Source organism: Pseudomonas sp. A2 (genome assembly GCF_023100865.1).
Lineage (GTDB): Bacteria > Pseudomonadota > Gammaproteobacteria > Pseudomonadales > Pseudomonadaceae > Aquipseudomonas > Aquipseudomonas asiatica.
Genome location: NZ_CP039127.1, coordinates 2,235,530 through 2,257,435, shown reverse-complemented (window position 1 = coordinate 2,257,435; position 21,906 = coordinate 2,235,530). Strand labels below are relative to the sequence as shown.

Annotated in this window: 20 protein-coding genes; 11 read left to right on the top strand and 9 right to left on the bottom strand. The window is 64.8% G+C overall.

Going from position 1 to position 21,906, the window contains the following annotated elements; genetic code table 11:
• Position 1: 1 nt before the first annotated feature.
• From E5221_RS10530 to E5221_RS10520, 3 genes are read right to left on the bottom strand one after another with little or no spacing between them, the layout of a single operon-like run.
• Positions 2-865 carry a sugar ABC transporter permease gene (locus tag E5221_RS10530; RefSeq protein ID WP_039614302.1) on the bottom strand — a complete coding sequence of 288 codons (864 nt, stop codon included), beginning with the start codon at positions 863-865 and terminating at the stop codon, positions 2-4.
• Positions 862-1,971: an ABC transporter ATP-binding protein gene (locus E5221_RS10525; protein WP_061551423.1), complete on the bottom strand. Its 1,110-nt coding sequence runs from the start codon at positions 1,969-1,971 to the stop codon at positions 862-864. The genes E5221_RS10530 and E5221_RS10525 overlap by 4 nt, the downstream gene beginning before the upstream one ends.
• Positions 1,971-3,065 (bottom strand): ABC transporter ATP-binding protein, encoded by a 1,095-nt coding sequence (locus E5221_RS10520; protein WP_015269689.1) that lies wholly within the window; start codon positions 3,063-3,065, stop codon positions 1,971-1,973. Before E5221_RS10520 ends, E5221_RS10525 begins: the two co-directional genes overlap by 1 nt.
• A gap of 224 nt (positions 3,066-3,289) precedes the next feature.
• Here E5221_RS10520 and E5221_RS10515 point away from each other — a divergent pair, with 224 nt between their 5' ends.
• From E5221_RS10515 to E5221_RS10505, 3 genes are all read left to right on the top strand, one after another.
• A complete protein-coding gene (locus E5221_RS10515; RefSeq protein WP_247847345.1) occupies positions 3,290-5,038 on the top strand; it encodes a sigma-54-dependent Fis family transcriptional regulator in 1,749 nt (582 codons plus the stop codon).
• Between the two features lie 220 nt (positions 5,039-5,258).
• On the top strand, positions 5,259-6,323 hold the full coding sequence (locus E5221_RS10510; RefSeq protein ID WP_182330180.1) for an ornithine cyclodeaminase: 1,065 nt from the start codon (positions 5,259-5,261) through the stop codon (positions 6,321-6,323).
• A 162-nt stretch (positions 6,324-6,485) separates the two neighbouring features.
• A complete protein-coding gene (locus tag E5221_RS10505; protein ID WP_247847343.1) occupies positions 6,486-6,965 on the top strand; it encodes an Lrp/AsnC family transcriptional regulator in 480 nt (159 codons plus the stop codon).
• 3 nt (positions 6,966-6,968) lie between these two features.
• Here the strand turns inward: E5221_RS10505 and E5221_RS10500 are convergent, their stop codons facing one another.
• Both E5221_RS10500 and E5221_RS10495 read right to left on the bottom strand, forming a co-directional pair.
• Positions 6,969-8,654 (bottom strand): GGDEF and EAL domain-containing protein, encoded by a 1,686-nt coding sequence (locus tag E5221_RS10500; RefSeq protein WP_247847341.1) that lies wholly within the window; start codon positions 8,652-8,654, stop codon positions 6,969-6,971.
• Positions 8,655-8,667: 13 nt separating this feature from the next.
• Positions 8,668-10,233: a PAS domain-containing methyl-accepting chemotaxis protein gene (locus tag E5221_RS10495; RefSeq protein ID WP_247847339.1), complete on the bottom strand. Its 1,566-nt coding sequence runs from the start codon at positions 10,231-10,233 to the stop codon at positions 8,668-8,670.
• A gap of 55 nt (positions 10,234-10,288) precedes the next feature.
• Between E5221_RS10495 and E5221_RS10490 the strand changes: the two genes are divergently transcribed.
• From E5221_RS10490 to E5221_RS10470, 5 genes are all read left to right on the top strand, one after another.
• The gene (locus tag E5221_RS10490) at positions 10,289-10,462 is read left to right on the top strand and encodes a hypothetical protein (RefSeq protein WP_156485969.1); all 174 of its coding nucleotides are present in this window, start codon (positions 10,289-10,291) and stop codon (positions 10,460-10,462) included.
• 275 nt (positions 10,463-10,737) lie between these two features.
• Entirely contained in the window at positions 10,738-12,048 is a 1,311-nt protein-coding gene (locus E5221_RS10485) for a C4-dicarboxylate transporter DctA (protein ID WP_013971866.1), read from the top strand.
• Positions 12,049-12,092: 44 nt separating this feature from the next.
• Positions 12,093-12,797 (top strand): FCD domain-containing protein, encoded by a 705-nt coding sequence (locus tag E5221_RS10480; protein WP_015269682.1) that lies wholly within the window; start codon positions 12,093-12,095, stop codon positions 12,795-12,797.
• A 16-nt stretch (positions 12,798-12,813) separates the two neighbouring features.
• A complete protein-coding gene (locus tag E5221_RS10475) occupies positions 12,814-13,482 on the top strand; it encodes a GntR family transcriptional regulator (protein WP_247847336.1) in 669 nt (222 codons plus the stop codon).
• Positions 13,483-13,671: 189 nt separating this feature from the next.
• Complete coding sequence (locus E5221_RS10470; protein ID WP_013971863.1) at positions 13,672-14,733, top strand: hypothetical protein; 1,062 nt, start codon at positions 13,672-13,674, stop codon at positions 14,731-14,733.
• Between the two features lie 122 nt (positions 14,734-14,855).
• Here E5221_RS10470 and E5221_RS10465 read toward each other — a convergent pair whose 3' ends face one another.
• Positions 14,856-15,284 (bottom strand): PACE efflux transporter, encoded by a 429-nt coding sequence (locus E5221_RS10465; RefSeq protein ID WP_247847333.1) that lies wholly within the window; start codon positions 15,282-15,284, stop codon positions 14,856-14,858.
• Positions 15,285-15,385: 101 nt separating this feature from the next.
• On the opposite strand from E5221_RS10465, the gene E5221_RS10460 reads away from it, so the two are divergent.
• Complete coding sequence (locus E5221_RS10460) at positions 15,386-16,264, top strand: LysR family transcriptional regulator (protein ID WP_061551432.1); 879 nt, start codon at positions 15,386-15,388, stop codon at positions 16,262-16,264.
• 142 nt (positions 16,265-16,406) lie between these two features.
• Positions 16,407-18,293, top strand: a complete 1,887-nt coding sequence (gene mcpA, locus E5221_RS10455; RefSeq protein WP_013971860.1) for a methyl-accepting chemotaxis protein McpA — start codon at positions 16,407-16,409, stop codon at positions 18,291-18,293.
• Positions 18,294-18,406: 113 nt separating this feature from the next.
• Here mcpA and E5221_RS10450 read toward each other — a convergent pair whose 3' ends face one another.
• The 3 genes from E5221_RS10450 to E5221_RS10440 form a co-directional block, all read right to left on the bottom strand.
• Entirely contained in the window at positions 18,407-19,471 is a 1,065-nt protein-coding gene (locus E5221_RS10450) for a hypothetical protein (protein WP_247847331.1), read from the bottom strand.
• A 150-nt stretch (positions 19,472-19,621) separates the two neighbouring features.
• The gene (locus E5221_RS10445) at positions 19,622-19,999 is read right to left on the bottom strand and encodes a RidA family protein (protein ID WP_061551434.1); all 378 of its coding nucleotides are present in this window, start codon (positions 19,997-19,999) and stop codon (positions 19,622-19,624) included.
• A gap of 12 nt (positions 20,000-20,011) precedes the next feature.
• Positions 20,012-21,148: an FAD-dependent oxidoreductase gene (locus E5221_RS10440; RefSeq protein WP_247847329.1), complete on the bottom strand. Its 1,137-nt coding sequence runs from the start codon at positions 21,146-21,148 to the stop codon at positions 20,012-20,014.
• A 98-nt stretch (positions 21,149-21,246) separates the two neighbouring features.
• On the opposite strand from E5221_RS10440, the gene E5221_RS10435 reads away from it, so the two are divergent.
• Positions 21,247-21,840 carry an XRE family transcriptional regulator gene (locus E5221_RS10435; protein WP_182330186.1) on the top strand — a complete coding sequence of 198 codons (594 nt, stop codon included), beginning with the start codon at positions 21,247-21,249 and terminating at the stop codon, positions 21,838-21,840.
• Positions 21,841-21,906 lie beyond the last annotated feature (66 nt).

Sequence of the window (21,906 nt, the reverse complement as noted above, 5' to 3'; positions counted from 1 at the left end):
CCTAGTCCTTGTCGGCATGGGTCATGGCTGTGTAGAACAGCCAAGAAACCAGCAGGATGATCAGGAAGTACACCAGCGAGAACGCCGCCGCCGGGCCCAGGTCGAACTGCCCCACGGCCATGCGCGTGAGGGTCTGGCTGAGGAAGGTGGTGGCGTTGCCGGGCCCGCCACCGGTCAGCACGAAGGGCTCGGTGTAGATCATGAAGCTGTCCATGAAGCGCAGCATCACCGCGATCAGCAGCACGTTCTTCAGCTTGGGCAACTGGATATGGCGGAACACCGCCCAGCCCGAGGCGCGGTCGATGCGAGCGGCCTGGTAGTACACGTCGGGGATGGCGCGCAGCCCCGAGTAACAGAGCAACGCCACCAGCGATGTCCAGTGCCACACGTCCATCACCAGCACGGTCAGCCAGGCGTCGAACGGGTCGCCGGCGTAGTTGTAGCTGACTCCGAGCCTGGCCAGTGTGGCGCCGAGCAGGCCGATGTCGGCGCGGCCGAAAATCTGCCAGATGGTGCCGACCACGTTCCATGGGATCAGCAGCGGGATGGCCATGACGATCAGGCACACCGACGCCATGCGCCCCTTGGTCGGCATGGTCAGGGCAATGGCGATACCCAGCGGGATTTCGATCAGTAGCACGCAGGCGGAATAGATGAACTGACGCAGCAGCGCATCGTGCAGCGCCGGGTCGCGCAGCACCTGACGGTACCAGTCGGCGCCGACGAAGTAGCGGTTGGACTGGTCGAAGATGTCCTGCACCGAGTAGTTGACCACCGTCATCATCGGCACCACCGCACTGAATGCCACCAGCAGGAACACCGGCAGCACCAGCCACCAGGCCTTGTTGTTCGGCACCTTGTTCATGGCCCGGCCTCCAGCAGCACATCGTCGAGGTACAGCATCAGCCACTGCGCCGGCAGGCTGACCCAGGCCTGGGCCACCGGCAGCGGGCGGTCCTCGCCCAGGCGTGCCTTGAGCGCGACACCTCCCAGCTCGAGGGTGACGATGCGGTAGGTGCCCAGGTCCTCGACGTCCAGCACCCGTGCCGGGTAGGCATCATCGAACGGGCTGTCCCACAGCTGCACGAATTCCGGGCGGATGCCCAGCTGCAGGCGACCACCGCCTGTGGCCGCCAGGCGCTCTCGCAGGTGCTCTCGCACTTGCCCGGGCAGCACCAGGTGAATATCGCCGAACGCCACCCCGTCCGCTTCGGCGTGCACCTCGATCAGGTTCATCCCCGGGCTGCCGATGAAGTAACCGACGAAGGTATGCCGCGGCCGCTCGAACAGTTCGCGCGGGGTACCGAACTGGACGATGCGCCCGCCGTGCATCACCGCGATCTTGTCGGCGAACGTCGAGGCCTCCAGCTGGTCATGGGTGACGTAGATCATGGTGATGTTGAACTGCTCGTGGATCTGCTTGAGCTTGCGCCGCAGCTTCCACTTCAGGTGCGGGTCGATCACCGTCAGCGGCTCGTCGAACAGGATCGCCGACACGTCATCGCGCACCAGGCCCCGTCCCATGGAGACCTTCTGCTTTTCGTCGGCACTGAGGTTGCGCGCCTTCTTGCGCAGCACGGCCGACAGGTCGAGCACCTCGGCAATCTCTTCCACCCGGGCCTGCACCCGGGCTTCGTCCAACCCTTGGTTGCGCAAGGGAAACGCCAGGTTGTCGAACACCGTCATGGTGTCGTAAACCACCGGGAACTGGAACACCTGGGCAATGTTGCGCGCCTGCGGTGACAGCTGGTTGACCGGCTTGCCGTCGAACAGCACCTCGCCGTGGGAAGGAGTCAGCAGCCCGGAGATGATGTTGAGCAAGGTCGACTTGCCGCAGCCCGACGGCCCGAGCAAGGCGTAGGCACCGCCCTGCTCCCACACATGCTCCAGCGCGTGCAGGGCATAGTCCGCCTCGCTGGCGGGCTGGCGGCTGTAGCTGTGCGCCAGTTGGCGCAGGCGGATCTCGGCCATCAACCTCTCCTTGCCTGGCGCAGCCCCGGGGCCTGCACCAGCGCCCCGGTACTGTCGAACACGAACAGCTTGTGGGTGGGGATGAACACGCGGATCGGCGTGTCCACCTGGTATTCGTGTACCCCTGGCAGGTGCAGGATCATGCGCCAGTGTTCGTTGCGTACATGCAGGAAGGTCTCTGAACCACTGATCTCGGCGAGTTCCACCAGCACCGACAATTCCAGGTCGTCGTCGTGCGCCGGCACCAGGCTGATGTGGCTGGGCCGCACGCCAAAGCGGTAGTCACCCTCGGCAAGCGGCTGCAAGTCGGCATTGCGAGCAAAGTGCACGGCCTGGGCCAGGCTCACGTCATTGCCGCTGATACGGCCAGGTACCAGGTTGATCGGCGGCTCGGAAAACAGCTCGGCAGCCAGCACGCTGCCCGGGCGCTGGTAGACCTCGGCGGTAGGCCCGCTCTGGACGATACGGCCCTCATGCACCAGGGTGGTGGTGCCGCCCAGAGCCAGCGCCTCGTTGGGCTCGGTGGTGGCATACACGGCAATGCAGTGGCGCGCCGCGAACAGTTCGCGCAGCTCCTGGCGCAGGCCCTCGCGCAGCTTGTAGTCGAGGTTGACCAGTGGCTCGTCGAACAGGATCAGCGAGGCATCCTTGACCAGCGCCCGGGCCATTGCCGTGCGTTGCTGCTGGCCACCGGACAGCTCCAGCGGCAGGCGCTGCAGGTAGGCCTCGATGCGCAGCATCTCGGCGGTTTCCTGCACCCGTCGGCGAATCTGGGGCTCGTCCATGCGTGCCTGGCGCAGCGGTGACGCAATGTTCTCGTAAACGCTGAGGGTCGGGTAATTGATGAACTGCTGATACACCATCGACACATTGCGTTGGCGCACCGGCACGCCAGTCACGTCCTGGCCATCCATCAGCACCCGCCCCCGGTCCGGGCGATCGAGCCCGGCCATCAGGCGCATCAGGCTGGTCTTGCCGGCCAGGGTGCGGCCCAGCAGCACGTTGAACGAGCCGGGTTCGAAACGCAGTGAGGCATCGACGATCCAGGCCTGGTTGTCGACGCTGCGGCTGACCTGTTCCAGCACCAGGGACATGGCGTGGCCTTCTTGTGGTTTTTGTCTGCCGGACACAGCCAGTTTCGTGCCAGATGCGCCGCAACCGTCTGGCCCGGGGCCTGGCCGGCAATGCCGGTCAATCGCAGGTTCACAACTGAACACAAGCACTGAACAACTGAACACTTGCCGGTTTGACATTGAACAACCGTGCACGACACTGAACAGCGGTCGGCCCCATGACAACAATCACACAGGACAGGCCCATGGCCGCATCCGCTTCGCCCCATGCCCAACTGATCCAGGCCTCCTGGGCCCGCTGCCGCGACCACGGCCTGCACCCCCAACACGCCCCGGACTTCGACTGCCTGACCCGCGCCGAGCTGAGCGCCCTGCTGGAGCGGCGCCAGGCCCTGCTGCACCTGACCCGCGAAGCGGTGCTGCCGCAATATGCCCACCTGCTGGGCAATGCCAGCTACCTGGTGATGCTGGCCGATGCCAGCGGCTGCCTGCTCGACAGCTGGGGCTCGCGGCGGTTCATCGAGCCGCGCCAGCAGCATGGTTTCAGCGCCGGTGCCCACTGGCACGAGCGCGGTGTCGGCACCAATGCGCTGGGCACCGCGCTGGTCTGCGCCGAGGCGATCCACGTGGGCCAGGAAGAGCACTTCCTGCGCCAGAACCGCTATATGTCCAGCGCCGCTGCGCCGCTGTTCGACGCCGAACGGCAGCTGGTCGGGGTGCTCGATGTGGCCAGCGACGGCTACCTGCCCGCCAGCCAGACCCTGGGCCTGGTACGCATGATGGGCCAGAGCCTGGAGAACCGCCTGATCCTCGCCAAGCATGCCGACCAGCATGCGCAATTGATCTTCAACAGCGCCTCCGACAACCTCGACAGCCCCTGGGCCGGCCTGCTGGTGTTCGATGAGCAGGGGCAGGTGCTGGCCGCCAATCACCGGGCCGACACCCTGCTCGGGGGCAACCCGCTGCAGCAGAACATCGCGCAACTGTTCCAGTTGCCCCTGCAACAGCTGCTCAGCCATCCCCGGCAACAGCCCTTCGCCCTGCAAGCCACCGGGCGCAACCGCTTTCATTGCCAGTGGCAGCCGCCGCGCGAGGCTCCCGGCCGCCCCGCCGCCAGCAGCGCCGAGCCACGCCTGGAGAAAGCCCTGGCGCAGGCCGGCCTGCTGCTGGAAAAGGACATCCCGGTCCTGGTGCAGGGCGAAACCGGCGTAGGCAAGGAGGTATTCGTCGATACCCTGCACCGGGCCAGCAGCCGCGCCAGCCAGCCGCTCATAGCCGTCAACTGCGCGGCGATCCCCGCAGAGCTGGTGGAGTCGGAGCTGTTCGGCTACGACAAGGGCGCGTTCACCGGCGCCCACCAGAAGGGCAACCCGGGGCTGATCCGCAAGGCCCACCACGGCATCCTGTTCCTCGACGAAATCGGCGACATGCCGTTGCCCACCCAGGCCCGCCTGCTGCGCGTGCTGCAGACGCGCAGCATCCAGCCATTGGGCAGCGGCGAACCGGTGGCGGTGGATATCCGCGTGGTGTCGGCGAGCAACCGCGACCTGGCCGAAGAAGTGCGCGCCGGGCGCTTTCGCCAGGACCTGTATTACCGCATCGCCGGGCTGGCAGTGGTTTTGCCGCCGCTGCGCGAGCGCAATGACCGCCGGCAGCTGATCGAGCAGGTGCATGCGCGCTACCGTGATCCCGGGCAGCCTGCGCGGCTGCCTGCGGCCATTATCGAACTGCTCGATCAGCACCCCTGGCCGGGGAATATGCGTGAACTGGTGAGTGTGCTGCAGGTGGCGCTGGCCTTGGCGGGCAATGGGCCTGTCGGCCTGGAACACCTGCCTGCGGGTTTTCTCGCCGAGGCTCAGGTGCCTGTGCCGATTGCGACCGAAGAGGCGGACCTGCGCGAGCTGGTGGCACAAGCCAACGGCAACCTCTCGGCGGTGGCGCGTGGGCTCGGGATCAGCCGCACCACGCTGTACAAGCGGCTGCGTGAGCAGTGATGCTTGATTCCCTGGGGCCGCTTTGCGGCCCGATCGCGACACAAGGCCGCTCCTACACCGGAAAGCATCGCCCACCGTTGCAGCCGATTCGGCTGCCAGCGCAGCGAAATCAGCCAAAGCCGCTGCCGCCACAGCCCATTACAGCCAGCTTTGCCTCCCCACCCGCCGCACAATGAAACCAGAGCCCACTCTGGAAGCGTCGACCGCAGGGAGACCCCTCATGACCCGCTATATCGATGTGCAAGACCTGGCCCGCCTGGTCAACCGCAAAGGCCTGCCCACGTGCCTGCTGGAAATGGCCGAGTACATCCGCCAGGACTACCTGCGCTGGCCCGCCTTCGAAAAATGCGCCCGGGTGGCCAACCATTCAGCGGACGGCGTAATCGAGCTGATGCCAATCTCGGACGCCAGCCGCTACGCCTTCAAGTACGTCAACGGCCATCCGAAGAATACTCGCCATGGCCTGCTCACGGTGATGGCCTTTGGCGCCCTGGCCAGCGTCGATACCGGTGCACCGTTGCTGCTCAGCGAAATGACCCTGACCACCGCCATTCGCACCGCCGCCACCTCGGCCCTGGCCGCCCGCTACCTGGCGCGCGAAGACAGCCGCAGCATGGCATTGATCGGCAATGGCTCGCAGAGCGAGTTCCAGGCCATCGCCTTCAATGCCCTGCTGGGCATCGATGAAATCCGCCTGTATGACATCGACCCGGCTGCCTCGGCCAAGCTGGTCGCCAACCTGGCCAACCGCCCCGGCCTCAAGCTGAGCATCGCCAGCTCCGTGGCCGAAGCGGTGCGCGGGGCCGATATCGTCACCACGGTAACCGCCGACAAGGCCTGCGCCACCATCCTCACCCCGGAGATGATCGAGCCGGGCATGCACCTGAACGCCGTGGGCGGTGACTGCCCGGGCAAGACCGAGCTGCATCGGGCGATTGTGGAGCGGGCCCGGGTGATCGTCGAGTACGAACCGCAAAGCCGGGTGGAAGGCGAGATCCAGCAGATGCCTGCAGACTCGCCAGTGACCGAGTTCTGGCGTGTGGTCGCCGGGGAAGCCAAGGGGCGTGAGCGCACCGAACAGGTGACGCTGTTCGACTCGGTAGGGTTTGCCCTGGAGGATTACTCGGCATTGCGCTATGTGCTGGACACAGCGCAGGCACTGGGTATCGGCACGGACATCGGGCTGGTGCCGGTGTTGGAAGATCCGAAGGATTTGTATGGGCTGTTGCAGCCGCGGGTGGTGGAGTTGCGGGCGGTGCCCAAGGCTGGTTCTGTCTGCGCCTGATGGATCCTGGGGCTGCTGCGCAGCCCATCGCGACACAAGGCCGCTCCTACACAAGGACCGCGTATCCCTTGTAGGAGCGGCCTTGTGTCGCGATGGGCCGCGCAGCGGCCCCCTTTACCGCCTACCCTGTCCCATGCCCTCTTCTGAAAGAAGCCCAAGCGCATGGACACCAAGGACGCCAACGCCCACCCCCTCGACCGCATCGACGAAGCGATCATCGACATCCTGCGCCATGACGGCCGCATCACTTTCGAAAAACTCTCCAGCCTCGTCCACCTCACCCCGCGCCCCTGCCTGGAGCGTGTACGCAAGCTGGAGCGCCGTGGCGTGATCCGCGGCTACGGGGCGATCATCGACCTGCAGAAGGTCGCGCCCGGGGTGTCGCTGCTGGTGCTGGTCGCCCTGTCCAACCAAAGCGGGCGGGCCGCGCAGAAGGCCTTCGAAGCCAACCTGCGCAACTGCCCGGAAGTGCACGAGTGCCAGCTGATCAGCGGCCACTTCGACTACAGCCTGCGCCTGCGTTGTCGCGACATGGAACACTACCGGCTGCTCAGCGAAAGCTGGATGAACGACGACGCCCTGCACATCGACAAGCTGGTGGCCCACCCGGTGCTGACCGAGGTCAAGCCAATGGCCCGCTGATGATCAAGGGTCACGCCATTGCACCGGCTGCCGGTAGGCCTGCGCCCAGGCTTGCACCGCACTGGCCGGCATCGGCCGGGCGATGCAGTAACCCTGTGCCAGTTCGCAGCCCAGGCCCATCAGCACGCGGCCGTGCTCGACGCTCTCCAGCCCTTCGGCAATCACCTCGCGGCCAAACGCCCGGGCCAGTCCGATCACCGCTTCGGTCAGCGCCAGGTCGTCCTGGTCATGCAGGATGTCGCGCACGAATGACTGATCGATCTTGATCGTCTGTGTCGGCAAGCGCTTCAGGTAGCTCAGCGATGAATAGCCAGTGCCAAAGTCGTCCAGGGAGAAGCGCACACCCAGTGCGCGGCAGGCATGGAGACAGTAGCTGACATGCTGCAGGTTATCGATGGCCACCGACTCGACGATTTCCAGGTCCAGCCGCGCCGGGTCCACCTTCGGGTGCGCCGCCAGCAACTGCTGCAGGCGCTCGACAAAGTCACCACGCTGCAAATGCCGCGCGGCGATGTTCACGCTCAGTGACCAGGGCTGCCCCTGACGTTGCCATGCCTGCAACTGGTTCAGCGCCTGGTCGAGCACCCATTCGCCGATTTCCACGATCAGGTCGGTCTGCTCCACCGCCGGCAGGAAATCACCAGGCGGCACCAGCCCGCGGCCTGGCCGCTGCCAGCGCAGCAAGCCCTCGAAGCCCAGCACCTGGCCGCTGCGCAGGTTGACCTTGGGCTGGTAATACAGGCACAGCTCGCCGTTGTGCAGGGCCCGGCGCACCCGCGCCACGGTCTGGTGGGTAGCCTTGAGTTCCTGTTCCTGTGACACATCGAACAGGTGATAGCGGTTGCGCCCACGCTGCTTGGCCACATACATGGCCTGGTCGGCATGGCGCACCAAGGTGTCGGCGTCTTCGTCGTCCTGCGGGTACAGGGTCACGCCGATACTGGCGCTGAGCGACAGGCGCTGCTCGCGTACCACATAAGGCGCCGCCAGTGCCCGCAGCACCCGGCGCAGCGCAGCATGCAACTGGCGGTCTTCGACGTTGCGCAGGATCAGCACGAATTCGTCCCCCGACAACCGGGCCACTGCGTCGCCATCGCGCAGGATGTGCTTCAGCCGCTGCGCCACCTCGACCAACAGCAGGTCGCCCATGGCATGCCCGTAGCCGTCGTTGACTGCCTTGAAGCCATCCAGGTCGAGCATGCACACAGCCAGCGGAATGTCTTCACGGCGCGAGTAGGCCAGGGCCTGGTTCAGCAGGTCGGACAGGTAAGCGCGGTTGGGCAGGCCGGTTAGCACGTCATGGCCCACACGCCATTGCAAGGTATGCAGCAGCTGGCGCTTCTCGGTGACGTCGAAACGGATCGACACGTACTTGCGCACCTCTCCGGTGAGCGGGTCGACCAGTGGCACCATGGTGCTGTCGACCCAGTACAGCGAGCCGTCCCTGGCGCGGTTGCAGATCTCGCCCTTCCACACCCGGCCGGCGGCCAGCGCCCGCCACATGCCGACGAAGAACTCCGGCTCGTGTAGGCCGGAATTGAGGATGCGGTGGTTGGCGCCTAGCAGCTCCTCGCGGCTGTAGCCCGAGATGCTGCAGAACTGCTGGTTGACGTAAGTGATGGTTCCACGCAGGTCGGTTTCGGAAAAGATCGCAGCCGCGTCAACGGCTGCACGATAGTTGTCATCCATAAAGCATCCTGCCTTAACGGTTGAAGCGCTCCACAAGGGCACGCAGTCCGGCGCACACCTCTTCCAGTTCGGCGCCGCGAGAGGCTGCGGCGTTGGCGCTGTGTGCGCTGTGCTGGGCTATGCCGGCCACACCATTGATCTGCCTCGAGACGTCTTCGGCGACGGCCGACTGCTGCTGCGAAGCCGTAGCCATCTGCTGGCTCATGTCACTGATGCGCTGCACCGCATCACGAATGCCATGCAACGCCTGCCGCGCTTCCTGCACCTGGGCAACGCCCTGCTCGGCACCGTCGATGCCCTGGCTGGCAATCGCCACGGCCTCTTCTGCGCCACTGCGCAGAGCATCGATGATAGCCTGGATGTGCAGTGTCGACTGCCGGGTCTTGTCGGCCAGTGCCCGCACTTCATCGGCGACCACGGCAAAGCCACGGCCTTGCTCACCGGCACGGGCCGCCTCGATGGCGGCATTTAGCGCCAGCAGGTTGGTCTGCTCGGCGATGCCGCGGATCATCCCGGTGGCTTCGGCGATAGCACCGGTCTGACCAGCCAGGTGGCTGACCGCCTGGTTGATCTGGGCTACGGTACCGGCCAAGGTGCGGATTGCAGTTCCGCTGGCGTCGGCCACCAGGCTGCCCTGCTCGGCCAGCAGGTGCGCAGTGTGGGCTTCGGCAGCAGTCAGTTGCACATGGTTGGCAACCTCACCGATGGAAGCGGCCATCTGGTTCATGGCAGTGGCGCTCAGGTCGGTTTCCGCACGCTGCTCCAGCAATGCCGCCTCGGTGCTGCGCGACAACACCCCGGCATCATGTGCAGCCACGGCCATCTGGGCCGCCAGGTCACTTAACCGGGTCAGCGCGGTTTTCAGCCGCGCCTCCTCGCTGATCAGCATCAATTGCAGTTGTCCGCCAGCACCGGGCAGGTCGCTGTAGGTCAAGGCGGCGATCGGGTCGGCGAAGGTGCCGCCTGCGCCCTGCACTACGCGCTCCATCTGCCGCCCAACGGCATTGCGTGCCAACAGGCCATAGGCCAGGAACAGCCCCAGGGTCAGCCCCTGCGCGACCAGGCCGGGCCACAGTTTGTTGGCCCCCAAAGCCAGCCCCCCGCCCACGAGCGGTACGGCCAGGTCACGCGCCAGCATGGTCGCGCGCCGTGACCAGGGCAACACAGCCTGACCGTTGCGCATGCGTGCATACAGGGCCTCGGCACGGGCCACCTGCTCACGCGTCGGGCACACCCGTACCGATTCATAGCCCACCACTCGCCCGGCTTCGAGAATAGGCGTGACGTAGGCGTTGACCCAATAGTAATCGCCGTTGCGGCAGCGGTTCTTGACGATGCCCATCCAGCTCTTGCCGGCCTTCAGGTAATTCCACATCAACTGGTACACCGCCGGCGGCATGTCCGGGTGGCGTACCAGGTTGTGCGGGCTGCCGATCAGCTCCGCCTCGCTGTAACCGCTGATGGCGGCGAATTCGGGGTTGCAGTAGGTGATCAGGCTGGTGGTGTCGGTAGCGGAAATCAATCGCTGATCGGGGGGAAAACGTTGCTCGACCGGGGTGACCGGAAGGTTGAGACGCACTATGAGACTCCATTCATTCAAACGCCGGGAGCCTGCTTGCGAGGCGATTATCAGGATGAACCCCTGCAATCGACCCTTTGGTGACTTCCCGGTCGGGCGCGGATTCTACGAGGTCAGCCAAGGAATGCAAATAAACCTTACGAATCATGGCGTTATCGAAAATATCGAGGTCGGCATGGCGCTTGGCAAGCTGATTGCAATGTTGCACGAGGCACTGGCCAAAGCCTGATCTGATTCATGTGCGCACGCGGTTCCCCGCTGCGATTCACCTGTGAACGGCCGCACTGCGGCTCGACCCAACCAGATGCACCGAATTAGAGCCAGAGACGCTGGATTGCCCCACAACTGGTCAGACCGGTAAGGCCAAAAAACCTTGCAATGTCGGATTTTTCGCGCTTTCATGGCTTCGCGCTGAACAAACCGGTAAGACCACAATAATTAAGTCCTGCGCTCTTTCGCCCCGTGCGGCTACCGAAGCAAGGACACCGATCAGAGATCCCTCCCATGCTCAAATGGTGCTCGCGTTCGATCTTCCTTCAAGTCGTGCTCGGCCTTGCCCTCGGCATCGCCTGCGGTCTCAGCTTCCCCGACCTTTCCCTGCAACTCAAACCCCTTGGCGACGGCTTCATCAAGCTGATCAAGATGCTCATCGGCCTGATCGTGTTCTGCGTGGTGGTCAGCGGTATCTCGGGCGCCGGTGACCTGAAAAAGGTCGGGCGCATCGGCCTGAAGTCGGTGATCTACTTCGAGATACTGACCACCCTGGCGCTGGTGATCGGCCTGGTGTTCGCCTTCACCAGCGGCATCGGCAGCGGCGCCAACATCCACCTGGACCAACTGTCCAGCGCCGACGCCAGCAGCCTGGCCGAGCGCGGCCAGCACATCCACGGTGCCACGGCGTTCTTCATGGACCTGATCCCCACCTCGGTGATCGGCGCCTTTGCCGACAACAACATCCTCCAGGTGCTGCTGTTCTCGGTACTGTTTGGTAGCGCGCTGAACCTGGTGGGTGACTCGGCAGCCGGCATCTCGCGGCTGATCAACGAACTGAGCCACGTGATCTTCCGCATCATGGGCATGATCGTGCGCCTGGCACCGATCGGCGTGTTCGGCGCCATCGCCTTCACCACCAGCAAGTACGGCCTGGAATCGCTGCAGCACCTGGGCGGGTTGGTGGCGCTGTTCTACCTGACCTGTGCCGGCTTTGTACTGATCGTGCTGGGCACGGTCATGCGCCTGTCGGGGCTGAAGCTGCTGCCGCTGATCAAGTACCTGCGTGAAGAACTGACCATCGTGCTGGGCACCGCCTCGTCCGACGCCGTACTGCCACAGATCATGCGCAAGCTCGAGCACCTGGGCATCGGCAGCTCCACCGTCGGCCTGGTGATCCCCACCGGTTATTCGTTCAACCTCGATGGCTTCTCCATCTACCTGACCCTGGCCATCGTGTTCATTGCCAACGCCACCGGCACGCCACTGGCAATGACCGACCTGCTGACCATCCTGCTGGTATCGCTGGTGACTTCCAAGGGCGCTCACGGCATCCCAGGCTCGGCGCTGGTGATCCTTGCCGCTACCCTGACCGCCGTGCCGGCGATCCCGGTGGTCGGCCTGGTACTGGTACTGGCGGTGGACTGGTTCATGGGCATCGGCCGGGCGCTGACCAACCTGATCGGCAACTGCGTGGCCACCGTGGCCATCGCCCGCTGGGAGAAGGACATCGACCTGGAACGCGCGCACAACGTGCTCGACGGCAAGCCCGGTTTCGCCCCCACGCCACGCAAGCAGCCCAACCCCCATCAACAGGAATTCTGAGGGAACGTGGCCGGCACTGACGCCGGCCCTTCCAGGAGCGAACCGTGATCAGCTCATCTACCGTCGTCAACTCAGTGGTGGAAAAACTGCGCCAGGCCCTGGCCCGAGGCCAATGGCGCACCGGCGACATGCTGCCAGGCCAGCGCGAACTGGCCGAACAACTGGGCATCAGCCGCCCCAGCCTGCGCGAAGCGGTGACCGTGCTGGAAACCCTGGGCCTGGTGCGTTCGCTGCCAGGCAAGGGTGTGCTGGTACTGGATGTCGATGCCGCCACCCAGGAACCGGGCCTGGACACCAGCGCCGCAGCCAGCCTGGCCGACGTGCTGGAGCTGCGCTACACCCTTGAGCCTTTCATCGTCGGCCTGGTGGCGCAGTCGGCCAACAGCCAGGACATCGGCCAGCTGCGCCTGACCCTGATGGACATGCGTGAAGCGCTGGAGGCCGATGACAGCGAAGCCGGCGTCAGGGCCTACATCGCCTTTCATGAAGCGCTGTTCGCACTGACCACCAACCCGATCTTCCAGAGCGTGGTGCAACAGACCGGCAATGCCCTCAAGCAAAGCGCCGACATGCTGCGCAATTCGCCAGAGCACCTGGCCGCGCGGCTGAAGGAAAACGAAGCGGTGGTGCGCGCCATACGTGAGCGCAGCAGCGCCCAGGCCAGTGCCCAGATGCGCCAGCACATCCTGGCCGAAGGGTTGCGCATGGGCATCCCGTTGAACATCCCGGACGAACACCCGCATCCATGACCCCAGGAGAGCGACCATGAACGCCGCCCCTCACTTGCCGGCCCTGCTCGCGGCCGGCGAAACCCGCCTGTCGGCCGAGCAGATCTACCCGCGGCTGTTCGATGCCATCCTCGAACAGCGCTTGCCACCTGGCAGCCTGTTGCCCGAACAGGCGCTGGGCTATGCCTTTGGTGTCAGCCGTACAGTGATCCGCCGTGTGCTCGGGCGCCTGTCCGACCAGCAGGTGGTGGTGCAACGCCCCAGCCACACTGCGCATCTGGCCGTGCCCGACCCGGAGCAGGCACGCCAGGTGCTCAGCGCCCGGCGTCTGGCCGAAACCACGCTGATCACCCTGGCCGCGCAACGCGCCCGGCCGGTACAGATTCGCCAGCTGCGGCAACTGGTGGAGCGCGAGCGCCAGCACCATGAAAACGGCGAGCGTTGTGCGGCGATCCGCCTGGGCGGCGAGTTTCACCTGAAACTGGCGCAGGTGGCTGCCAATGCGCCACTGGCGCGGTTTCTCAATGGGCTGGTGCCGATGACCTCGCTGATCATCGCCCGTTACGAGTCGCCTTGCTGCGACCACTGCGCGTGGGAGGAACATGCGGCGATCATCGATGCCGTGGAGCATGGCGATGCCGAGGCGGCGCTGGGCCTGATGCGCAAGCACCTCGACCGCCTGGAAGAAAAGCTCGACCTGGAATGACCCACGCTCTTTCTGGTGAACGCGGTCCCTGTGGGAGCGGCCTTGTGTCGCGAAAGGGCCGCCCGACAGGGACCGCGTTCACGCAGAAATCTGCGTTGATCCTGAACGGCCGATAGGCTGCACGGCAGCCCTTCACTCCCCACCCTATACTCCGAGAACCACCCCAGCCTCTATCAGGGAGGCGGTTGCGTGAGCACTCGAGCCCTCCTGCTACTGTGCCTGCTGCTGGCCTTGGCCGGTTGCGCAGGCAAGCCCCCACCTGTCCCGCCGCCACCGGTGGTGCTCACCACCGCCACCTGGCAACGCATCGACCAGGAACTGATCGAAGCCTCGGTCGGCGCCGGCAGCTCGGCCAACGACTATGCACGCCGTTCCATGCGGGTGTGGAAGGAACAGGTACAGCAGCGTACCGAAAGCGACTTCATCCCTTGGTTTACCGGCTACTGGACCCAGCAGTGGCTGACCCTCAAGGTGGCCTGGTACAAGATCGACAGCGGTGAAGGCCGGGAGCCGGCGGAAAAGCGCCTGGCGCTGTACCTGCAGGAGCAGTACCACAAGCGGGTGATCGAACCGGTGGCCGAGCAGATCAACCCCGAAGGCATTCGCGACCGCGCCAGCGAGCTGTACCTGCAACTGCTCGGCCAGCAGCTGCCGGCCATCATCAGCCGCTACAACGCTCCCCCCGAGCAGTTCAGCCAACGCCTCAACCGCATTCCCGCCATCGCCCTGGGGCCACCGGATGCGCGCAATGCCAGCCTTTACCAGCTGCTGCGGGCCAAGTCGCTGGCCCAGCAACCTGCCTGGCAAGCCATGCGCCAGCATCTGCACCAGCAGGCCAGCAAAGGCCCGGGCAAGACCGATGTCGGGCTGAACTCGGTGGCCAACCAGGCCAGCGAAAAGCTCGGCGCCACCCTGGCTCCGCGCGGCATCGCCAGTGCCGTGGCGTCGGCAGTGGGCAAAGTGGCGGGGGCGATGATTTCGATTGCGGCGGCCGGCTATGGGGTCATGACCCATGACCGCGAACACCCGCAGATGGTCGAGCAGTTGCGGGTGATCCTCAACGTGGCGCTGAACCAGGAATGGCAGGAGCTGATGGAGAACCGCCAGAGCGGGGCCATGTCGGGGGTGTACTACCTTTCGGGGCAGGTCGAGGACAGCTTGCTGGCCAGTGCACCGAGGACGGAGGAACAACCGGTTGAGCAGCAGGTGAAGCAGCAGCAGGAGCCTTTGATCATTCGTCTGCCGCCTTAGTGGTTGACTGTGTCGGCCTTTTCGCAGCACAAGGCTGCTCCTACAGGGACCGCTCCCGCCTGAAGGTTGTGCGGTCGCTGTAGGAGCAGCCTTGTGCTGCGAAGAGGCCGGAACAGGTTGAATCAGGCTGCTGCCAAGGCTGAGCTGGGCAAGCCAAAGATCCGGTCGAACGCCCAGTTGTAGGCAAAGGTGTAGCACGGCACCAGCACGATGAACGCCATGTCCACCAGCAACGCCTCCAGCAATGTCATTTCCAGCCACCAGGCAATCAGCGGGATCAGGTACACCACCAGGGTCAGCTGGAAGCCGATGGCATGCGCCACCCGCCGTGCCACACTGCGCCCGCGCTTTGCCTGGCGGCTTTCCCACCACTCGAACAGGGTGTTGTAGATCAGGTTCCAGAGCATGGCGATGGTAGTGATCATCACCGCCAGAGGCCCGGTATGCGATGCCTGGGTGTCCGACAGGTAGGCCAGCCCGAGGGTCGACATGCACAGCCCGATCAGTTCATAGAAAGTCATGTAGACGAGTTTGCGTTTGAGTCCCTGCACCCGGGATTACCTCCGATGACAAAGCGATGGGGCGCGATCATGCTTCGTCGTGCTTGACAGCAAAAGTCAGCAGCTGTCAGATCTTCTGACAGGAGGCTGCCATGAACTTTTCCAGCGACAATATCCAGCTGTTTCTCGCCGTGCTCGACCGCGGTTCGTTTTCCGCCGCTGCGCGGGCCCTGCAGCGGGTGCCTTCGGCCGTGAGCATGGCCATCGGCAACCTCGAGGCAGAACTGGGCTACACCCTGTTCGAGCGCGGCCCACGGGAAGTCCGCCCCTCCGCCGAGGCCAAGGCGCTGGAACCTCATGCCCGGTTGATCGCCGAACAACTGGGGCTGCTGCAGGTGCATGCCCTGGAACTTTCCCAGGGGCTGGAGAGCAGCCTGACCCTGGCCGTGGTGCCGGACATCGACCACCGCCCGCTGCTGGCGGCCATCGCTCACCTGGGTGAGCGGCACCCGCTGCTGGACATCGCCCTGCTCAGCGCCCCACAGGAAGAGGCCGTACACCTGCTGGACAGTGGCCGCGCCGACCTCTGCGTGGCTTTTGCCGGGTTGCAGGTCGATGCCCGTCGCGGCTTCCAGCACATCGGCATGGAATCGCTGGTGGCCACACTGTCCCCCGCTCACCCGGCCTTGCGCGAGGGGCGTATCCACTACCTCGAAGACCTGACCCGAGTGCGCCAGATCCTGGTGCGTAGCCATGATCTTCCGCTGACAGACCCACGCCCGTTGATAGGCGCCACGCACTGGTCAACCGACAGCTTCGACCTCGCCCTGCAGATGGTCGAGGCCGGCCTGGGCTGGGGCGACTTGCCGCTGTCGAGGGTCGCGCCACTCCTGGCCAGCGGGCGCCTGGTGCGCCTGGATTTTCGCAACACCCGCAACGAGCTGCAGTTGCCGGTACACATCTTCTGGCGCAAGCAACAACCGTTGCAGCAGGCTGCACGCCTGTTGATCGAGCAGTTGTGTAGCCAGTGAATACCGTCCGTCGAAATGACCGTAAGAAATTTCTGTAAGCACTTCAATCTTTTACCCCTTGAGCCGATATCCCGAACGATAGGTTCCGCAATGCGTCATGAGCGCGCTGCGCCCTCCCCTCATTGGCCCAAGGTCTCGAAACATGAACCTGAAATTTCGCCACAAGATCCTGCTCAGCGCCTGCGGTGTCGTGGTCCTGGCATTTGCCCTGTTCACGCTCTACAACGACTACCTGCAACGCAATACCATCCGCCAGAACATCGAAGCTTCGGTGCAGCAGTCGGGCGCACTGACCGCCAGTAGTGTGCAGAACTGGATGAGCGGGCGCATCCTGGTGCTGGAAAACCTGGCCCAGGACATCGCCCAGCAAGGCGCTGGCGATACCCTGGAAGGACTGATCGAGCAGCCATCCTATACGCGTAATTTCCTGTTCACTTACCTGGGCCAGGCCACCGGTGCGTTCACCCAACGCCCCAATGCGCAGATGCCCGCCGGTTACGACCCACGTCAGCGCCCGTGGTACGGCGCCGCGGCCAGCGCCGGGCAGACCGTGCTGACTGCCCCGTACCAGGGGGCTGTCGGCGGCCTGATGGTAACCATCGCCACGCCAGTGAAAAGCAAGAACAATGGCGAGCTGATCGGCGTGGTCGGCGGTGACGTCACCCTCGACACCCTGGTCGAGATCATCAACTCAGTCGATTTCGGCGGCATCGGCCACGCCTTCCTGGCCGACAGCAATGGCCAGGTGATCGTCAGCCCCGACAAAGACCAGGTGATGAAGAACCTCAAGGACATCTACCCCGGCAGCAACCTGCGAGTCGCCGCCGGCATGCAGGATGTCACCCTCAATGGCCAGGACCGCATCATTTCCTTCGCCCCGGTGGCCGGCCTGCCTTCGGCACAGTGGTACATCGGCCTGTCGATCGACAAGGACAAGGCCTACGCTGCGCTCAGCCAGTTCCGCACCTCGGCGATCATCGCGATGCTGATTGCGGTGGCTGCCATCGCCGGCCTGCTCGGCCTGCTGATCCCGATACTGATGAGCCCGCTGACCACCATGGGCCGCGCCATGCGCGACATCGCCGAGGGCGAAGGTGACCTTACCCGCCGCCTGACCGTGCAGAACAAGGACGAGTTCGGCGAACTGGCCACTTCGTTCAACCGCTTCGTCGAGCGCATTCATGCCTCGATCAGCGAAGTGTCCTCGGCAACCCGCCTGGTGCACGACCTGTCGGAGAAGGTGGTCAATGCCTCCAATGCGTCGATCATCGGTTCCGAAGAGCAAAGCATGCGCACCAACAGCGTGGCCGCAGCGATCAACGAGCTGGGTGCTGCCACCCAGGAGATCGCCCGCAACGCCGCCGATGCCTCGCAGCATGCCAGCGGTGCCAGCGAGCAGGCCCACGGTGGCCGTGAAGTGGTCGAAGAAGCGATCAGCGCCATGACCGCCCTGTCGCAGCGCATCAGCGAGTCCTGCGCGCAAATCGAAACGCTCAACGCCAGCACTGACGAAATCGGCAAGATCCTCGACGTGATCAAGGGCATCTCGCAGCAGACCAACCTGCTGGCGCTGAACGCCGCCATCGAAGCGGCCCGTGCCGGTGAGGCCGGCCGTGGCTTTGCCGTGGTTGCCGACGAGGTACGCAACCTGGCGCACCGCACCCAGGAATCGGCGGAAGAAATCCACCGCATGATCACCAGCCTGCAGGTAGGCTCGCGCGAAGCGGTGCACACCATGAACACCAGCCAGGTTTCCAGCGAGCAGACCGTGCAGGTGGCCAACCAGGCCGGCGAGCGCCTGGCCAGCGTGACCCAGCGTATTGGCGAGATCGATGGCATGAACCAGTCGGTGGCTACTGCTACCGAAGAACAGACCGCCGTGGTCGAGAGCCTCAACCTGGACATCACCCAGATCAACGCCCTGAACCAGCAAGGGGTGGAGAACCTCAACGAGACCCTGCGCCATTGTGACCAACTGGCCCAGCAGGCCGGGCGCCTGAAGCAGCTGGTAGGCAGCTTCAGGATCTGATGGCCCAGGGGGGGCGCTCTGCGCCCCAATCGCGACGCAAGGCCGCTCCCACAGGTGCCATGCGATCCTTGTGGGAGCGGCCTTGTGCCGCGATCGGGCTGCGCAGCAGCCCCCTACGCCACCGCCGCTTTAACCACTTTGCTCCGCCGGACCCAGGCCAGCAGCACCGCCGCCATCAGCACGAAACCCAGGTAGCCGAACAGTGGGTACACCTCACCCACCAGGCTGATGAACCCCACCAGGCTGCATCCGAACGCCGCCACGCCGGTCACCACCGAGCCCCAGCGAAACCTCACCGTACCCGCCGGCATCAGCCGCGAGAGAAACGAGAACAACGTACCCACCGCAGTGTTGACGATCATGCCGAAGATAATCAGGCACATCACCAGCCCCAGCAGTGGCGATACTTCGTTGGCGATCGACAGCATCGGCATCGGCAGTTCAGCCACGCTGTCCAGGCGCGACAACAGCCCGGCACTCATCACCAGCATCAGCCCACCCAGTGCGGCGCCACCAAGCAGCCCACCCCATACCGCGGTTCGCTCGCCCTTGGCCGACCCACCCAGGATGGCCAGGATCGGCGCGCCGGCAACGATGTTGTATGACACGTACAGGAACGCCCCCAGCAGCCAGTGACGGGCGCCCGCCTGTTGCTGGCTGGCCAGCTGGTCGAGCTGGGCGAAGCTCTGTCCCCGGCTGAACACGGCGTACAACGCAATCGCCGAGGCCACCAGGATCAGCAACGGCGTGATGGCACCAATGGCGAGGATCACCCTGCGCACATCCAGGCACACGATGCCCACCACAACCAGCGTCACCAGCACGCTGCCGGCCAGCGCCGGGATACCGAACTGCTGCTCCAGCAAGGCACCACCACCGGCCAGCATGACCACGGTGACGGCAAACATGAAAAAGGTGATCAGCCAGTCGACGAACAGGCCCAGGTGACGGCCGCAGATGGCCTGGATCACATCCTTGTGCGAAGTGGCCTGCTGGCGATTGCCCAGCCCCGCCAGGGCCATGCCGAGGAAGGTGAACAAGGCTGCGCTGACCAGCGCACCGACCAGCCCCCACACACCGAAATCGACAAAGAACAACAACAGTTCCCGCCCCGAAGCGAACCCCGCCCCCACGATCACGCCGACAAACGCGCCGGCAATCTTCAGCTGCTCTTGCATGTGAACCTCTGGATTTATTGTTGTTGTCTCACTGCCACCGCATACTTTTTGTAGGAGCAGCCTTGCGCTGCGAAGAGGCCGGTATGACTGTTGCAAATGCATGGGTTTTACTGGCCTCTTCGCAGCGCAAGGCTGCTCCTACAGAAGCGCTCAGGCGTCGCCGACGAACGCCTGCACTTCGATCTCCACATCCACCCCCAGCGCCAATGCCGAGGCCACGGTCGAACGCACCGGTAGCGCTGCGCCGAAGAATTCCTTGTACACCTCGTTGAAGCCGCCGAAGTGGCTCATGTCCGAGAGCCACACCGTGGCCTTGACTACCTGGTCGAAACGCGCGCCGCAGGCCGCCAGGCTTTCGGCGATACGCTCGCAGGCGGCGCGGGTCTGGGTCTGGATGTCGCCGCGCACCACTTCACCGCCAGCACTCATCGGCACCTGGCCGGAGAGGAACAGGAAGCCGCCGGCTTTCACCGCTCGGGAGAACGGGAACGGCAGGCTGCTGGGGAAACGCTGGATATCATTGCTCATGGGATGCTCCTTTCAGGGTTGCTGGAAACGGGCCGGGGACAGGCGCTCGGGCACCACCCCTTGGCTGACAAGGCCGGGACACAGGGGCAGGCCCAGCAGCAGGTCGGCAGCCAGGCGCGAGGCGCCCGCAGCCGACTGGATGCCATAGCCACCTTGTGCCGCCAGCCAGAAGAACGCTGGCGCGTGCACATCGAAACCGATCACCAGGTCGCCGTCGGCGACGAACGAACGCAGCCCGGCCCAGGTGTGGCTCGGCCGGCGGATCGACAGGGTGGTCATGGCTTCGATGTTGTAGATGCCCAAAGCCACGTCGAGCTCCTCGGGCGCGGCGTCCTGGGGTTCGACCGGGTCGGCATTGGCCGGCGACCCCAACAGCTGGCCGGCGTCGGGCTTGAAGTAGAAGCTTTCGTCTACGCCGATCACCGCCGGCCAGCGGGCGAAATCCTGGTCTGCCGGGCCGGGGAAAGTGAAGGCACTGCGCCGGCAGGGTTGCAGGCCGATGCGCGCCACCCCGCACTGCTCGGCCACTCGGTCGGCCCAAGCGCCAGCGGCATTTACCAGCTGGCGCGTCTGTACCCGGCTGCCATCGCCCAACTGCACCTGCCACAGGTCATCCAGGTACCAGGCCTGGATCAGCTCGGCGTTACAGCGCAATTCACCGCCAGCGGCGCGATAGCCGCGCAAGAAGCCCTGGTGCAGGGCATGTACGTCCAGGTCCATTGCGCCCGCTTCAAGCACCGCGCCGGCCAGGCTCTCGGCACGCAGGCTCGGTACCAGGGCCAGGGCTGCGTCGCGGTCGAGCAGGCTGACTTCGGTGCCGTTGGCCAGGTTCTGTGCGTGGGTCTGCTCGAGCAGCGTGCGCTGTTCCAGGCTGGCGACGTACAGGCAGCCGCGCGGTTCCAGCAGCGGGTGCTGGCAGAACCCTTGCGGTGGTGCTTCGTAGAAGGCCCGGCTGGCACGGGTCAGCGCCTGTATCTGCGGAGTGCCGTAGGCCTCCATGAACATGGCTGCCGAACGCCCGGTGGAATGGTAGCCAGGCTGCGCCTCGCGCTCGAGCAGCAGCACCTTCTGTCGGCCGGCCAGGCGATAACCGAGGGATGCACCAGCGATGCCCGCGCCGATGATGAGGGTGTCGTAGGTCGGGATCATGCACGCTCCTGCTAGGTAATTTTCATATATGAGAATTTACGAATACGCAAGGGTCCAAGGTAAGATGCCCGACCAACGCCGCATGCCGAGACCCCCGAATGCCCGCTGCCCTACCCTTGCTGGACCGTGCCGTAGTCGGCCAGCGCCTGCGCCAGGTGCGCAAGGCGCGCCAGATGACACTCAAGCAATTGTCCGAAGCCAGTGGCGTCCCGCTGTCCACCTTGTCAAAGATGGAGCTGGCGCAGGTCTCGGTCAGCTACGAAAAACTCGCCGCCGCCGCCCGGGCGCTGAACGTCGACATTGCCCAGCTGTTGCGCGCCAGCGGCACGGTAACCGCACCAGTGCCGGTGACGGTGGTGGTCGATTCACTGCCAGCGGCGGCTGGCTACTCGACCGGCACCTATGACTATCACCCGATTGCCGGCGACTTCCCTGAACGGCGCATGACACCCGCCTATGCCCGCATCATTGCCCGTGAACGTGGCGAGTTCGACGATTTTATCCGCCACCCGGGCCAAGAGTTCGCGCTGGTACTGAGCGGGCGCGTTCGTATCGAGTTCGAAACCGGGGAAGCGGTGAGCATCGGGCCGCAGGAGACGGCGTATTTCGACAGCCAGGTGGGACATATCTACCTGTCGGAAAGTGAGGATGGCGCAGATGCGCATGTGATGGTGGTGATGACTGATCGCTGACCCGGTGCTGCCTGCCAGGGCCTATCGCCGGCAAGCCAGCTCCCACAGGTAGGCACAGGTCTTGAG